Source organism: Nonomuraea sp. GTA35 (assembly GCF_041950525.1).
GTDB lineage: Bacteria > Actinomycetota > Actinomycetes > Streptosporangiales > Streptosporangiaceae > Nonomuraea.
The window spans coordinates 975361-990894 of record NZ_JBGNUV010000001.1; the positions used below are offsets into that span (position 1 = coordinate 975361).

At 71.6% G+C, this 15534-nt stretch carries 14 protein-coding genes; 8 read left to right on the forward strand and 6 right to left on the reverse strand.

Features of this window, described 5'->3' with window-relative positions:
- Window positions 1-28: 28 nt before the first annotated feature.
- Together ACBJ32_RS04385 and ACBJ32_RS04390 are read right to left on the reverse strand one after the other, a co-directional pair.
- A complete protein-coding gene (locus tag ACBJ32_RS04385; protein WP_375125969.1) occupies window positions 29-1225 on the reverse strand; it encodes a kynureninase in 1197 nt (398 codons plus the stop codon).
- Window positions 1225-2016: a tryptophan 2,3-dioxygenase gene (locus tag ACBJ32_RS04390; RefSeq protein WP_375125517.1), complete on the reverse strand. Its 792-nt coding sequence runs from the start codon at window positions 2014-2016 to the stop codon at window positions 1225-1227. Before ACBJ32_RS04390 ends, ACBJ32_RS04385 begins: the two co-directional genes overlap by 1 nt.
- A gap of 176 nt (window positions 2017-2192) precedes the next feature.
- On the opposite strand from ACBJ32_RS04390, the gene ACBJ32_RS04395 reads away from it, so the two are divergent.
- Window positions 2193-3473: an acyltransferase family protein gene (locus ACBJ32_RS04395; RefSeq protein ID WP_375125518.1), complete on the forward strand. Its 1281-nt coding sequence runs from the start codon at window positions 2193-2195 to the stop codon at window positions 3471-3473.
- 56 nt (window positions 3474-3529) lie between these two features.
- Here ACBJ32_RS04395 and ACBJ32_RS04400 read toward each other — a convergent pair whose 3' ends face one another.
- The 4 genes from ACBJ32_RS04400 to ACBJ32_RS04415 form a co-directional block, all read right to left on the reverse strand.
- Window positions 3530-3988: a DUF1579 family protein gene (locus ACBJ32_RS04400; protein ID WP_375125519.1), complete on the reverse strand. Its 459-nt coding sequence runs from the start codon at window positions 3986-3988 to the stop codon at window positions 3530-3532.
- A gap of 76 nt (window positions 3989-4064) precedes the next feature.
- Complete coding sequence (locus ACBJ32_RS04405; RefSeq protein WP_375125520.1) at window positions 4065-4472, reverse strand: DoxX family protein; 408 nt, start codon at window positions 4470-4472, stop codon at window positions 4065-4067.
- Between the two features lie 17 nt (window positions 4473-4489).
- On the reverse strand, window positions 4490-5977 hold the full coding sequence (locus ACBJ32_RS04410; RefSeq protein WP_375125521.1) for a multicopper oxidase family protein: 1488 nt from the start codon (window positions 5975-5977) through the stop codon (window positions 4490-4492).
- A gap of 66 nt (window positions 5978-6043) precedes the next feature.
- Window positions 6044-7336, reverse strand: coding sequence for an extracellular solute-binding protein (locus ACBJ32_RS04415; RefSeq protein WP_375125522.1), 1293 nt, complete (start codon window positions 7334-7336; stop codon window positions 6044-6046).
- A gap of 147 nt (window positions 7337-7483) precedes the next feature.
- On the opposite strand from ACBJ32_RS04415, the gene ACBJ32_RS04420 reads away from it, so the two are divergent.
- The 7 genes from ACBJ32_RS04420 to rfbB are packed head-to-tail and all read left to right on the forward strand — an operon-like array spanning window position 7484 to window position 15520.
- On the forward strand, window positions 7484-8701 hold the full coding sequence (locus tag ACBJ32_RS04420) for an NAD(P)/FAD-dependent oxidoreductase (RefSeq protein ID WP_357878397.1): 1218 nt from the start codon (window positions 7484-7486) through the stop codon (window positions 8699-8701).
- A gap of 11 nt (window positions 8702-8712) precedes the next feature.
- Window positions 8713-10476, forward strand: coding sequence for an amino acid adenylation domain-containing protein (locus tag ACBJ32_RS04425; protein ID WP_375125523.1), 1764 nt, complete (start codon window positions 8713-8715; stop codon window positions 10474-10476).
- A 10-nt stretch (window positions 10477-10486) separates the two neighbouring features.
- Window positions 10487-10699, forward strand: coding sequence for an MbtH family protein (locus ACBJ32_RS04430; RefSeq protein ID WP_375125524.1), 213 nt, complete (start codon window positions 10487-10489; stop codon window positions 10697-10699).
- A gap of 3 nt (window positions 10700-10702) precedes the next feature.
- Window positions 10703-11782: a 4-hydroxyphenylpyruvate dioxygenase gene (gene hppD / locus ACBJ32_RS04435; protein ID WP_375125525.1), complete on the forward strand. Its 1080-nt coding sequence runs from the start codon at window positions 10703-10705 to the stop codon at window positions 11780-11782.
- On the forward strand, window positions 11779-13146 hold the full coding sequence (locus ACBJ32_RS04440) for a condensation domain-containing protein (protein ID WP_375125526.1): 1368 nt from the start codon (window positions 11779-11781) through the stop codon (window positions 13144-13146). Before hppD ends, ACBJ32_RS04440 begins: the two co-directional genes overlap by 4 nt.
- A 5-nt stretch (window positions 13147-13151) precedes the next feature.
- Entirely contained in the window at window positions 13152-14504 is a 1353-nt protein-coding gene (locus ACBJ32_RS04445; protein WP_375125527.1) for a nucleotide disphospho-sugar-binding domain-containing protein, read from the forward strand.
- A gap of 32 nt (window positions 14505-14536) precedes the next feature.
- Entirely contained in the window at window positions 14537-15520 is a 984-nt protein-coding gene (rfbB, locus tag ACBJ32_RS04450) for a dTDP-glucose 4,6-dehydratase (RefSeq protein ID WP_375125528.1), read from the forward strand.
- The last annotated feature ends 14 nt before the right edge of the window (window positions 15521-15534 follow it).

Consider the following 15534-nt stretch of genomic DNA (forward strand, 5'->3'; position numbering starts at 1 on the left):
GCCGCCCCGTTCCGGCCGGGAGGCGGGTTCATGGCCGCCGGCCGGCCGCACGCACGAGCTCGCGGATCTCCCCGGCCAGCAGCTCCGCCGCCCGCTCCAGCTGCTCGTCCGACAGGTACGGCGCGGGACCGAGCCGCAGGTGGTCCCCCCGGCTGTCCGCCTGCACGCCGCGCGCCGCGAGACCGGCACGCAGCCGCCCGGCGTACGGAGACCGCAACGCCAGGAACCCGCCGAAGTCCTCGGCCCGCCCCGTCCTGTCCCTGGTCACGAGGTGCTCGGGCACGTCCAGCGCGTCGAACCGGGCGGCCAGCAGCCCCACCTGGCGCAGCGAGACCGCCCGCAGGAACTCCGGCGTCAGCCCGTGCCCGGTGAAGAAGTCGAAGACCCGCGCGGCACGGTAGTGGCTGGTCGGGTCGTAGGTGGCGCCCGCGAACCGCGGCGCGCCCGGAGGGTACACGACCGGGCCGCCAGGAAGCGGCTCGCCCGCCAGCTCGCCGAACTCGGAGAACCACCCGGTGATCACCGGCCGCAGCCGGTCGGCGTGGCCGGGCAGCCGCAGGAAGCAGTTGCCCTCGCCGAGCTGCAGGTACTTGTACCCGCCGCCGACCACCCAGGCCTCCTCGATGCCCGCGGTGCTGAAGGGCACCACGCCGAGCGCGTGGTAGGCGTCCACCAGCAGCTCCGCGCCGTGGCGCAGGCACGTCCCGGCCAGCGCGTCCAGCCCGGGCACGATCCGGGCGTCCTCGAACAGCACCGCGGAGACCAGCACCGCCGCGGTCCCGCCGTCCACCGCGCCGGCCAGCCGCGCGGCGAGCGTGTCCGCGGGCCGCGCGGGCACCACGATCACCTCCACCCCTTCCTCGGCCAGCCGGGCGAGCTGCCTGCGCAGCGTGTGGAACTCCCCGTCGGAGGTGACCAGCCGGGGGCGGCGCCGGAGGTCGAGCGCGGACAGGAAGCGCAGCACCAGGTCGTGCGTGCTGGCGCCGAGCGCGAGCTGCGCGTGCGGGTCGCCGAGGAAGCGGCGCAGCCCGTCCCTGACCCGGTCGGCCTGCTTGAACGCCAGCGCCCACTTGCCGTCGGCGTCCCTGGCCGCGTCCATGAACGCGTCGATCTGCCCGGCCAGCGCCACGTCCGGCCAGGCCTGGTGGGAGTGGCCGGTGAGCAGCAGCCGCTCGGAGACGCGGAAGCGGGAGTAGTGCGGCGCGAGCCGCGCGGACTGGTCCATCACATCGCGCTCCTGACCGCCCACAGGTCGGGGAAGCAGGGGGCCAGCGAGCTCATGAGGTAGTGGCCGCCGCTGGAGCCGCCGGTGCCCGGCCGGGCACCGATCGTCCGCTCCACCATCTTCAGGTGCCGGTAACGCCACTCCTGGACGCACTCGTCCAGGTCCACCATGCGCTCGCACAGCTGCGCGGCCCCGGTGTCGTCCTGGTAGACGCGCAGCAGCAGCTCCTGCAGGTCCTGCGACGGTCCGAGCTGCTCGGTCACGTCCCTGTACAGCTTGTCCTTGGGCACCTCGTAGCCGCGCAGGTAGAGGTAGGTGAGCAGGGAGTCGTACAGGGACGGCCTGGCCATCGCGGCCGCGATCCTGTCACGTGCCGGGCTGCCTTCCGGCTGGCCGAGCAGGACGCGCTCGTCGCGCCGCCCGAGCACCGCCTCGATCTCCCTGAACTGCGCCGACTGGAAGCCGCTGCTGGTGCCGAGCTTGCCGCGGAACGCGGAGAACTGGCCGGGCGTCATCGTCTCCAGCACGTCCATCTGGGCCGCCGCCAGCTTCAGTATCCGCAGCAGCCGGTGCAGGGTCCGCATGGCGTGCGCGGTGAACCCGCCCGACAGCTCCAGCTGCAGCTCCGCCATCTCGTGCAACGTCTGTTTGAACCACAGCTCGTACACCTGGTGGATGACGATGAACAACGTCTCGTCATGGCTGTCGGAGACCGGCCGCTGCGCCCCGAGAATTTCGTCGAGCGCCAAGTACGAGGAATACGTGAGAACAGTTTTTTCCGTCATGTGCATAACGGTGCGCCTTCGCGAAAGCCGGCACCATGCCGGTACGCAGCAGCTACCTGCGCGGAATCGACCGCTTCCTGCCATTCACCCGCATTCAGCACGCCACGAGATGCGCCCATGAAGAGCGCGGCGTGACGATAACGCCAGGTCCCATCAGCGAACGGACTGCGAGGAAGCATGCCATGACATCACCGGAAATCATCAGCAACAGCGGTGGCGGCGGGAAACGCGCGCCACGGCTCGACGGCTTGCGCGGATATCTGGCGCTCGGCGTGATCATCGTGCACGTCGCCTTCGCCGCCGGCGTCATCGGCTTCTACGACAAGCCCGCCGACAGCATCTGGGCCGTCCTGGTCCAGGGGTTCAACGTGCTGCTGCCGCCCTTCTTCGTGATGTCCGGACTGCTGCTGTACCGGCCGTTCGCCAGAGCGACCATCGTCGGCACGCCCCGCCCGGCCATCGGCGGCTACCTCATCAAGCGCATGCTGCGCATCCTGCCGGCCTACTGGCTGGTGGCCGTGGCGGCGCTGCTGCTGCTCAACGCCAAGAGCGTGGACGGCATCTGGTACGTCCTCAGCCCGCTGCTGCTCATGCACAACTACGTGCCCGGCCCCGAGCTGGGATACGCGGGCCTCGAACCCACCTGGACCGTCCCCGCCGAGGTCACCTTCTACCTGGCGCTCCCGATCCTGGCGTGGATCTTCGACAGGTACGCCAGGAAGGCCGACACCCCCGGCGGCAAGGCCCGCCGCCTGATCGTGCCGCTCGCCGTCTTCGTGCTCGTGGGCCTGGCCTGGACCGTCTACACCCACCTGGAGTTCATGGGCCCGTTCCCGTACGAGTACTTCTGGGTGATCGGCTTCACCGGCTTCCTGGCCATCGGCATGGGGCTGGCGATCCTGGCCGCGTACGCGGAGGCCACCGGCACCACGCCGCGCCTCTACCGCGCGGCACAGCGCCGCCCGCTGCTGTTCTGGCTCGGCGCGCTGGTGGTGTACGTGATCAACTGCATCAGGCCGTTCGGCAAGCCCGGCATGGCCGACTACGCCACCGTGCCGGAGGCGCTGGCGGAGATGGTGCTGTTCCTCATCTTCGCGCTGCTCATCATCGCGCCCGTCGTCATCCCCGGCGTGCGCTCGGCGTTCATCGACGCCGTGCTCACCAACCGGCCGATGCGCTTCTTCGGGCGCATCTCCTACGGCGTCTACCTGTGGCACTTCGTGCTGCAGTACCTGTGGCTGCAGAACGGCAGCATCTTCGGCGCCGCGCCGCTGCCGATGCCGGCGGTGATGGGCAAGGCCGGCTTCTGGGAGCTGCTCGCCGTCGTGCTGGTCGGCACCGTGCTCATCGCCACGGTCAGCTACTACCTGGTCGAGCTGCCCGCGATGCGGCTGCGCGAGCGGCTGGTCTCCTCCGGCCGGCAGCCGGCCGTGCGGGAGGAGAAGCCCCGGGTTCCCGCCTAGAGGCGCGGCACACGGAAGTGGCGGCGGGCCCGGCCCGCCGCCACTTCTTCGCGTGTTCAGCCCACCTTGGTCATCGTGGCCTCGTAGCCGCCGCCCGGCCACGCCCAGCGGCCCGAGATGGTGGCGCCGTCCGCGCTGAGCGCGCCGGTGAAGCCGGCGGGGGAGCCCTCCTCGCCGAACCAGATGCTGAGGTCGCCGTCCTGGAGCTTCCAGGTGTAGGTGAAGGCGTTGCCCGTGCTGTCGAAGTACCGCGAGCGCAGCGCCTGGCTCTCGGCCTCGTAGCCGATGTACTCCACGCCCTTCATCGTGCCGTGCCCGTGGTCCATCTCGTGGTGCTGGACCAGGAAGAAGCCGCCCTCCATCCACTCGAAGGTCAGCCGCCCGCCCAGGGGGTCGCCGGAGTTGAGGTCCTTGCCGGTCATCTCCCAGGCGCCGACGAGCGGCTCCAGGGCCTTGAGCGCGGGGTCGGGGGTGGGCATCCGGTTCTGCGGGTTGTCGGTGACGGTCTCTGTCATGTCTCCTCCAGACATCGGTCTTCTGCCGGACAGGGTGACGCCCGGTACGCCGCGTCGCGTACCGGGCGTCAGGAGCTCACTTGGCGCCGAAGAACGCCTTGACGCGGGACCAGCGGCCCCAGACGACCAGGCCGGCGATGACGAGCAGGACGGCCTCGATGATCGGCGGGCCGCCGAGGACGAACGCGTTCGTGCCGGCCGCGCAGACCAGCAGCCCGACGAGCCCGAGGGCGGCGACGCCGGTCAGGCGCGGGACCAGCAGGCCGATCGCGGCGGCGATCTCGATGACGGCGACCACGTACCTGAACCACTGGCCGGCGCCGATGGCCTCGAACATGCCGACCATCGTGGGGTCGCCGATGAGTTTCAGTACGCCGCCCAGCCCGATCTGGTACGCCAGGAGAACCTGGGCGACCCAGAGGGCGATGTTCTTGCCGCGGCCTGTCTTCTTCTGCGCCGCGGTGATGCTTTCTGTGGTGCTCATCCAGTCCTCCTTGAGAACTAATTGACGATCTCCATCTGGCCCATCATTCCGAGGGCGGAGTGCTCCAGCATGTGGCAGTGGTAGACGTATCGGCCCAGGTGGGAGCCGATATCGACCTGTAGGCGAACGGTCTCGCCCGGCTGGATGAGTACGGTGTCCTTCCAGCCGCCCTCACCCGGCAGCGGCGGCTTGCCGTCCCGGGACAGGAGCAGGAAGTGCGAGAGGTGGGTGTGGAAGTTGTGCGGGACGCCGAACCCGGAGCCGCCGACGTTCGTGTCGCTGTTGGTGACCTCCCAGATCTCGGTGGTGCCCCGCCTGACCTGCATGTCCACCCTGGCCGGGTCGAACACCCGGTCGTTGATCAGCGCCCTGATGTTGACCGGGTCCAGGCTGAGCACGAGCTTGCGGTCCTGGACGGCCGTCGGCATCGGGGACAGCGGGCGGAGCTGCGCGGGCACCCTGCTGCGGTCGGCGGCCTTGCGTACGACGTCGAAGCGCAGCACCGCGCCGGCCACGTCGTTGAGCGTCACGTGGCCGCCCAGCGGGGCCTGGGCGAAGTCGACGACGATGTCGGCGCGCTCGCCCGACGACAGCACCAGCCTGTCCACCGGCACCGGCGCGGGCAGCAGACCGGCGTCGGTGCCGATCTGCGTCATCTGCGCGCCGTCGAGCGTCAGCTCGAAGACGCGGTGGGTGGAGCCGTTGAGCAGGCGTAACCGGTGCTTGCGCGCGGCGACCTCGAAGTAGGGCTGCGGCTTGCCGTTGGCCAGCAGCGTGGGGCGGTTGTAGGGGTCGGCGGGGTCGAAGACCAGGTTTCCCGCGTCGTCGAACAGCGCGTCACGCAGCATGATCGGCACGTCGTAGCCGCCTGACGGCAGGCCGAGCCGCCGCTCGTCCTCGTCGTCGATCAGGTAGAACCCGTGCAGGCCGCGGTAGACGTTCTCGGCCTCGAGGTGGTGCGCGTGGTCGTGGTACCAGAGCGTCGCGCCCGGCTGGGCGTTCGGGTACAGGTACGCCCGGCCCGAGCCCGGCGCGATCACGTCCGTCGGGTAGCCGTCGTGCGCGGCGGCCACGCGCCCGCCGTGCAGGTGCACGTTGGTCTCGTGGCCGAGCTTGTTGTCGAAGGTGATCAGCGTCCTGCGGTTGCGCCGGGCGCGGATGGTGGGCCCGCAGAAGGCGCCGCCGTAGGTGAGCACGGGCGTGCTCAGCCCTGGCAGGATCTGGGCCGTCGCCGGCTGGACGGACATCCGGTAGATGTCGGTGTCGGCGGTCTGCACCGACGGGATGCGGGTGGCGGGCACCGGCATCCTGACGGAGAAGGGGGTGACGGCCGGGCCCGACCTGACCGCGGGGACGCGGCCCGCATGGTCGTGCACAGCACCGTGCATGGGGCCGTGCGCGTGCTGCGGCTGCGCGTTCCGCGTGTCCCCGGACTGGACGAACGGGGCCAGCGCGACGCCTCCCGTCAGCCCGCCGAGAACGAGTAAGCGCCGTCGGCTCAACATGGCTGAACTCCTATCGCCAGCTCCGAGGGTGGCATCGCACCCCGGAGCGGTCATCTTCCGTATTGCTCACTTGACGGCCAGCCGCCGCGGCGTCAGCCCGCGGGCGCAGTCGTCGTTGTAGGCGTCGAGCAGGCGCTGCGCCTGCACCGTCGCCTCGGCCAGCAGCGCGCCGGGGTCCGCGCCGCGCAGGACGCCGGCCATGGCGCCCGTCATGTGGTCCTGGATCCCGGCGAGGTCGCCCGCGATCGCGCCGAGCGCCGCGGGCGAGCCGTCGGCCGCGCGCAGCTGGTCGGTGGCCGCCCGGTGGATCGGGTGCCGGTCGTACCAGCCCTCCCGCTCCAGCAGCTCGACCGAGGCGCCGGTGACCGGCAGGAACCCGGAGACGCGGTGCCACCCGGCCACGTTGCGGGCGTCGAGCAGGTACTGCAGGAACGCCAGCGCGCCGTCCGCCTTCTCGCGCGGCAGCCCGGCGGCGAGCCAGAACGCCTGCCCGGAGACCAGGTGCCCGGCGCGCGGCGCCCCCTCGTTGTACGGCAGCGGGCAGGCCGCCACCTCGAAGCCCGCCTCGGAGCAGGACTTCGCGACCATCCCGGCGACGACGGAGGAGGCGATGGTGAAGGCCGCCCGCTGCTCGGTGAAGGCGCGCAGCGTGCCGCCCCAGTCCTCCGGCGTCCCCGTGTCCAGGTAGTGACCCCGCTCGTGCAGGCGCTGCCACCAGGTGGCGTAGGCCAGCAGCTCCTCGCAGGCCAGGTCCACCTTCTCCGCCCGCCCCGACCTGCCGTTGTCGTGGTCGGCCAGCAGGCCGCCCTGACCGGCCACGGCCTGCTGGACGAGCCAGCCGTGGTTGGCCCAGGTGGCGGGCGAGCCGGCGGCGGCGCAGGCCGACTCCAGCTCGCCCCAGGTGCGCGGCATCGAGGTGACGCCCGCGGCCTCCAGCATGGCGGTGTTGCCGAGCAGCACCGCCGTGGTGGCGGTCATCGGCGCGGCGACCAGCTCACCCGCGTAGGTGTAGTAGCCGCGCACGGCGGGCTCCAGGTCGGCGAGGACGACGCGCTCGCCGAGGATCTCGCCGCGACCGGCGACGGCCCGCTCGATCGGGACGAACAGCGGCGCGCCCGACGGCCCCCGCGTGTCCAGGGCCAGCCGGGTGGCGGTGGCGTAGTACTCGGCGAGGTCCGGGGGCCGGCCGCGCCCGGCCGCCCTGGCCACCTCGGCGGGCAGCTCGCGGAAGCCGTACCCGGTGACCTCGATCCGGTAGCCCGGATGGGCGGCCTCGAAACCGGCGGCCAGCTTCTTGATCGGATCCAGGTAGCCCGGCAGCGGATGCTCCGCGAGCCAGACGTCGACGACCGTTGTCATCGCCTCAGCATGACCACGCCCCCGCGCCCGCACATCTCGTGACGTGCGCTGTTGCGCGAAGCCACACAGCAATTCAGAGGATGAGTGATCCAACGGGGAGATGTGACCCTGACTCCTGAGTCGCATGGCGGCGAATGGAGGAGCACGGTGATCAGTACCCATGACGAGTTCGATGTTGTCGTGATCGGTGGCGGCCCCGGCGGATCGAGCACGGCCGGACTGCTGGCCAAACGTAACCATCGCGTGCTGGTGCTCGAACGCGAGAAGTTCCCCCGTTACCACATCGGCGAGTCGCTGATCACGGGGTCCATGCCCACGCTGGAGGAGCTGGGCCTGCGCTCGCGGCTCGACCAGATGGGCTTCGTCAAGAAGTACGGCGGCACGCTGCTGTGGGGCAAGAACCAGGGCACCTGGGACTTCCGGTTCGCCGAGGCGGCCAACTATGAGCACACCTACCAGGTGCGGCGGGCCGACTTCGACTCCGTCCTGCTGGCCAGGGCCAGGGAGCTGGGCGCGACGGTGCTGGAGGAGGCCACCGTCAAGCACTTCCTGTTCGAGGGCGACCGCATCTGCGGCGTCACCTACACCGTCAAGGGCGACCAGGAGCCGCGCACCGCGCGCTGCCGCCTGCTGGTGGACGCCTCGGGGCAGCAGCACGTGCTGGCCCGCCACTTCGACCTGGTCGAGTGGCACGACGACCTGCGCAACATCGCCGTCTGGTCCTACTTCCAGGGCTGCAAGCGCTACGGCGGCACCAGGGCGGGCGACACGGTCACCGAGAACAGGCCGAACGGCTGGTTCTGGTTCATCCCGCTGCACGACGGCACGGTGAGCGTCGGCTACGTCACCCCGATCGACGAGTACAAGAAGTCGGGCAAGAGCCTGGAGGAGCTGTTCACCTCGGAACTGGCCGCGGCCGAGGAGGTCAGGGCGCTGACCGAGGGCGCCACCCGGGCGAGCGCCTTCCGCAGCATCCGCGACTGGTCCTACACCTGCAAACGCTTCCACGGGCCCGGCTGGGCCCTGGTGGGCGACGCGGCGGCCTTCATCGACCCGCTGCTGTCCACGGGCGTCGGCCTGGCGCTGCGCGGCTCGCTCGGGCTGGCGGGCGCCCTCGACGCCGCGCTGCGCGACCCGTCCTGCGAGGAGCAGGTGCTGGCGCGCTACGAGAAGGACTACCGCACCTTCCTGAACTCCCTGCTGGCCTTCGTGCGCTTCTTCTACGACCGCACCCGCCACAAGGAGGAGTACTGGGAGAAGGCCCAGGAGCTGCTCGACCCGCGCAGGCTGCGCCCGCGGAAGATCGACTTCGCGACGATGCTGTCCGGCGTCTCGGGCGTCCACGACATCTTCCACACCGACTGACGGAGTGCCTGATGGTGCCGACATCTGTTCATGGACACCTCGCCGAGCAGGCAGCGCGCACGCCGGACGCGATCGCCGTGTCCGACGGCCCCGCCGCCCTGACCTACCGGGAGCTCGACGAGCGGGCCAACCGCCTGGCCCACCGCCTGCGCGGCCTCGGCGTGGGGCCGGAGACGCCGGTCGCGGTCCTGATGGAGCGCTCGGCCGAGCTCGTCGTGGCGCTGCTCGGGATCCTCAAGGCGGGCGGTTGCTACCTGCCCGTGCACAGCGCCTACCCGCCCGACCGGCAGCAGTGGATCATCGACTCGTCGGGCGCCCCCGTGCTGCTCGCCGACAGCGCCAAGGCCGGCGCCGGCCTGCCGTCCGCGCCCGGGACCCTCGTCCTGGACGAGCCCGGCGAGCGGGCCAGGACGGACGCGCAGCCGTCCGCGGCGCTGGCCGACGCCACCCACCCCGACAACCTGGCCTACGTCATCTACACCTCCGGCTCGACCGGGCGCCCCAAGGGCGTGGCCGTCACCCACGGGGACGTGCTCGGCCTGGCGCTCGACCGGTGCTGGGACACCGGCAACCACCAGAGCGTGCTCATGGTCGCCCCGTACGCCTTCAACGTCTCGACCTACGAGCTGTGGGTGCCGCTGCTGCACGGCGGCCGGATCGTCGTCGCGCCGCCCGGCGAGCTGGACCTGGCCGGCCTGAAGGAGCTGGTGACCCGCGAGGAGATCACCGCCCTGCACCTGACCGCCGGGCTCTTCCGCGTCGTGGCGGAGGAGGGCCCCGGCTGGCTGTCCGGCGTGCGCGAGGTGCTCACCGGCGGCGACGTGATCGTCCCGTCGGCGGTCAGGCAGGTGCACGCCGCCTGCCCGGACACGGTGGTCCGCGCCATGTACGGCGCCACGGAGGTCACCCTGTTCTCGACGACCGCCGAGCTGCGCGCGGGCGCCGCGCCGGTCACGAGCGTGCCGGTCGGCGGGCCGATGGAGGAGGTCAGGCTGTACGTCCTCGACGACCGCCTCAGCCCCGTCCCCGGCGACCTGGAGGGCGAGCTCTACATCGGCGGCAGGGGCGTGGCCCGCGGCTACTTCGGCCGGGCCGACCTGACCGCCGAACGCTTCGTCGCCGACCCGTTCGCCGGCTCCGGCAAGCGCATGTACCGCACGGGCGACCTCGTCAGGCGGAACGCCGACGGGCAGATCGAGTTCATCGGCCGGGCCGGCGACCAGGTCAAGATCCTGGGCTTCCGCGTGGAGCTGGCCGAGGTGGAGGCCGCGGTCGCGAGCTTCCCCGGCCTGGCCCACGCCGCCGTGGTCGCGCGCGAGCTGCGCGAGGGCGAGAAGCGCCTGGTCGCCTACGTCGTGCCGGCCGGCGAGCCGCCCGCCGTGGGCACGCTGCGCGCGCACGTCAAGACGATGCTGCCGGACTACATGGTGCCCGCGGCGTTCGTGCTGCTGGACGCGCTGCCGCTGACCGCCAACGGCAAGGTGGACCGCGCGTCGCTGCCCGACCCCGAGCCGGACACGGAGACCACCTACCGGGCGCCGCTCAACCCCCGCCAGGAGGTCCTGTGCTCGGTGTTCGCCGACGTGTTCGGCGTCGACCGGATCGGGATCGACGACAGCATCTTCGACCTCGACGTGCAGTCGCTGCTGGCGATGCGGCTGGTCAACCGCATCTCCACGACGCTGGACGTCGAGCTCACCATCGGGGACCTGTTCGACGCCCCCACCGTGGCCAGCCTGGACGAATGGCTCGAGTCCGCCGTGACCAGCCAGTGAGAGAGCTGAGATGGACAATCCTTTCGACGACCAGGACACGACCTTCCGCGTGCTGGTCAACCACGAGGGCCAGCACTGCCTGTGGCCGGCGTTCGCCGACGTGCCCGAGGGGTGGCAGAGCGCGTACGGGCCCGCAGGCCGCCCGTCCTGCGTCGAGTACGTCACGGCGCACTGGACCGACCTGCGCCCCCGCAGCCTCGCCGCCCGGATGGAGGCGGGATAGGCCATGACAAAAGACGACCTGCGCCTGGACCACATCGGTTTCTACGTCGCCGACCTGACGGCGGAGGCGGCCCGGCTGAGCCGCGGCTACGGCCTCGCCCCCTACTCCGAGGCCACCGCCTGGGGCTGCCGCTCCGTGGCCGTGGGCGCCGGCCTGGTCAGGTTCGTGCTGACCCAGCCCACCGCCGGTGACCACCCGGGCGCCGCCTACCTCGGCAGGCACGGCGACGGCGTGGCCGACATCGCGCTCGGCGTCGCCGACGCCACCGCCGCCTTCCGCAGCGCGGTCAACCGGGGCGCCCGGCCGGTGTCCCCGCCGTGCGCCCGCGACGGCTTCGTCACCGCCGCCGTCCAGGGCGTCGGCGACGTGGTGCACACGTTCGTGCAGCGCCCCGAGGGCCTGGACGAGCGCGCGCTGCCCGGCTTCGCGCCCACGCCGGCGCCCATGCCCGCAACGGCCGGGGGGCTCGACGCGGGCCTGGCCGAGGTGGACCACCTGGCGGTGTGCGTGCCGTCCGGCGAGCTCGGCGCGACCGTGGACTTCTACCGGCACGTCCTGGACTTCCAGCTCATCTTCGCCGAGCGCATCACCGTCGGCGACCAGGCCATGACGACCGAGGTCGTCAAGAGCGGGTCGGTGACGCTCACGCTCATCGAGCCGGACGTCTCCAAGGAGCCCGGCCACATCGACGAGTTCCTCGCCGCCCACGGCGGCGCGGGCGTGCAGCACCTGGCGATGAGCACCGCCGACATCACCGCCGCCGTGGACACGACCGGCGCCGGGGGAGTGGAGTTCCTGCCCACCCCCGCCACCTACTACGACCTGCTCCCCGACCGGGTGCGGCCCGTCAAGTACCCGCTGGCGGAGCTGCGGGAGCGCAGCATCCTCGTCGACGAGGACCACGACGGCCAGCTCTACCAGATCTTCGCCCGCTCCGCGCACCCGCGCGGCACCTTCTTCTTCGAGCTCATCGAGCGGCTGGGAGCCCGATCCTTCGGCAGCGGCAACATCGCCGCGCTCTACCAGGCCGTGGAGCTCCAGCGCGCCAACCACCGCGACGCCCGTACGGAGGCGGCAGCATGACCACTTCCCTGTCCACCTCGGCACCGCCCACGACCCACCACCCGCTGTCGTTCACCCAGCAGTTCCTGCGCCTGTTCGACCAGGGTGACGGCCAGGGTCCCTTCAGCGCCCGCTACAACATCGTCGTGGGCTGGCGCGTCCGCGGCCGGCTCGACGTCGAGACGCTGCACCAGGCGATCAACGAGGTCGCCGCCAAGCACGACTCGCTCAACGCCACGATCACCCGGGGCGACGGCGTGGCGCACCAGACCATCCAGCCGCCCTCGCCCGCCCGGCTGCTCGTGGTCGACCTGCCGAAGGCGGCGCAGGAGTACCGCGGGCGCAAGGCCGAGGAGCTGCTGACCGAGATCGAGTCCGGCTCCTACAGCCTGCAGGAGCTGCCGCACCTGCGCGCGGTCCTGGGCCGGTTCGACGACGAGGACGCGGTGCTCGCGCTGATCGTGCACCACACCGCGGGCGACGGCTGGTCCATGCAGCTGCTCATCCGCGACATCGTCACCTGCTACGCCCGCAGGCGCGGCCACGACGTGCCCGAGCAGCCGGTGGCGCGGCCGTACCACGAGTACGCCGCCTGGCAGCAGGAGAACGCCGGCTCCGCGGGCGCCGTGGCCGCCCGCGGCTACTGGCGCAAGAAGCTGCGCGGCGCGCGCATGCTGGCGGTCAAGACCGACCACGCCCGTTCGGAGGGGCTGGGCAAGGTCTGCCCGGTGTACCGGTTCACGCTGACCAAGGAGCTGTCGGAGGAGGCGCTGGCGTTCGCCAAGCGCAACCGCAGCTCCCCCTTCATGGTGCTGCTGGCCGCCTACAACGTGCTGCTGAACCGCCTCACCGGCGCCACCGACCTGGTCATCCCGGCCATCACCTCGGGCCGGGGGCAGCCGGAGTTCCAGGAGACCGTCGGGCCGTTCTTCAACTTCCTGCCGCTGCGTACCGACATCACCGGCTGCGAGAGCTTCCGCCAGGTGGTCGACAGGACCAGGAGCACCTGCGTCGAGGCGTACGCGCGGGAGATCCCGTTCCTGCAGATCGCCGCCGAGTCGCCCGAGCTGATGGCCGAGGCGGCGCTGGACGACAGGGCGCTGTGCGCGCTGCAGGTCTGGCAGTTCGCCACCGTCATGGAGGGGGAGCGGATCGGCGACCTGGCGGTCGAGGAGGTGCGCGGGCGGCTGTTCTCCCAGCCCAACGGCACCGACATCCCGGACGGCGCGCTGCTCACCTTCGACATCGACCCCTCGGGCGAGATCTACGGCAACTTCGCCTACAACAGCAACCTGTTCACCGAGAGCTCGATCATGTCGATGGTGGCGGAGTTCTCCGGGATCCTCCGCTACGGCGTCGCCGCGCCCGACTCCCCGATGGAGTGATCGCGATGCGCGTCATGTTCACCGTCTTCCCCGCGCCGGCGCACTTCCTGCCGGTCGTGCCCTACGCGTGGGCGCTGCAGGCGGCCGGGCACCAGGTCTGCGTGGCCGCGCCGCCGGGCATCGCGACGGGGGTGGCCGTGCCCGACTTCCACCGGGCGGTCACCGCCGCCGGGCTGACGGCGGTGTCGTGCGGCGAGCCGGAACGGCTGTCGGTGCACGACCGCGGATACCCGGGCTTCGCCGGCCTCATCCCCACGATCGAGGAGAGCGAGCGGCTGGTGGCCGCGCTCGGGCTGAGCGAGGCGGAACGCGCCCCCTGGGACGTCTTCCACCACTTCGCGCTGCTCACCATGCGCAACTACCACCCGCCCGTGCCGCGGCAGGACATCACGGCCGTCGTCGAGTTCGCCCGGGAATGGCGGCCCGACCTGGTGCTGTGGGACCCGTGGTTCCCCTGCGGCGCCGTGGCGGCCCGCGCCTGCGGCGCCGCCCACGCCCGCATCCTGCACTCGCCCGACTACACCGCCTGGGCCGCGGAGAAGCTCGCGGGCTCCGGCGAGCGCAACCCCCTCGTCGGCGTCATCGAGCCGCTGGCGGAGCAGTACGGCCAGCAGGTCGACGAGGAGCTGCTGTTCGGCCACTGGACCGTGGACCCGTTCCCGGCCGGCATGCGCCTGCCCACCGGCGTCGAGCGGCTGCCCGTCAGGTACGTGCCCTACACCGGCGGCGGCCTCATGGAGGGCTGGCTGCGCAGGCCACCGTCCCGGCCCCGGGTCGCGCTGTCGCTCGGCGTGTCCATGCGGACGTTCTTCAAGGGCGACTGGGGCCGCCTGGCCAAGCTGATGGAGGCCGTGGGCGGCCTGGACATCGAGGTGATCGCCACGCTCGACGCCAACCAGCTCCTCGACCTGCGGGAACCGCCACCGGACAACGTGCGCGTGGTGGAGTACGTGCCGCTCGACCAGCTGCTGCCGACCTGCTCGGCGATCATCCATCACGGCTCCATCGGCACCTTCGTGGCGGCGTCCGCCGCCGGCGTGCCCCAGCTCATCTGCGACACCGACGAGCCGAGCCGCATCGTCGGCACGCCCGTCGAGGGCGGCATCGACTGGGACCTGAAGTGCCAGAAGCAGCTCACCGCGGGCCGTACGTCCCGGTACGTGACCGAGCGCGGCGCGGGCGTCCGCCTGAACCACCAGACGCAGTCCGCCTCGCAGATCCGCGAGGAGCTGCGGCGCGTGCTCGGCGACCCCTCCTTCCAGAAGGGCGCGCAGGACATCCACGAGGACTGGCTGGCCACACCCAGCCCCACCGACATCGTCGCCGACCTGGAGCGGTTGACCGCCGCCGCCAGGTGACCGCGACTTCCCCTACCCAGAGGAGACCAACAGTGCGGATCCTGGTCACCGGCGGTGCCGGTTTCATCGGCTCGGAGTTCGTCAGAGCGACGCTGCGCGACGCGCCGGCCACCCGGGTCACCGTCCTGGACAAGCTCACCTACTCCGGCAACCTCGCCAATCTCGACCCCGTCGCCGGCCACCCCGGGCTGCGCTTCGTCCACGGCGACACCGCCGACCCGCTCGTGGTCGACGAGGTGACGGCGGGGCAGGACGCGATCGTCCACTTCGCCGCCGAGACACACGTCGACAGGTCGATCATCAGCGCCACCGACTTCGTGCGGACCAACGTGCTCGGCACCCAGACGCTGCTGGAGGCGGCGCTGCGGCACGGCGTCGGCCGGTTCGTGCACGTCTCGACCGACGAGGTCTACGGCTCCATCGCGCGGGGCTCGTGGACCGAGGAGTCGCCGCTGGCGCCCAACGTGCCCTACGCGGCGTCCAAGGCGGGCTCCGACCTGCTGGCCCTGGCCTTCCACCGGACGCTCGGCCTGGACGTGGTGGTCACCAGGTGCACCAACAACTACGGCCAGTACCAGTTCCCGGAGAAAGTGATCCCGCTGTTCGTCACCAACCTGCTGGAAGGCCGCCCGGTGCCGCTGTACGGCGACGGCGACAACCGGCGCGACTGGCTGCACGTCTCCGACCACTGCAGGGCCATCCGCATGGTGCTCGAACGCGGGCGCGCCGGCGAGGTCTACCACATCGGCGGCGGCTGCGAGCTGACCAACCTGGAGCTGACCGCCCTGCTGCTCGACGCGTGCGGCGCGGATTGGGACCTGGTCCAGCACGTGCCCGACCGCCCCGGCCACGACCTGCGCTACTCCCTGGACATCGCCAAGATCCAGCGGGAGCTGGGCTACGCGCCCGAGGTCGCGTTCGCCGACGGGCTGGCCGCGACCGTCGAGTGGTACAGGAACAACCGGTCCTGGTGGGAGCCGCTGAAGCACCGCGAGCTCGCGGCCGCCATCCGCTGAAGATCACTAGGAGT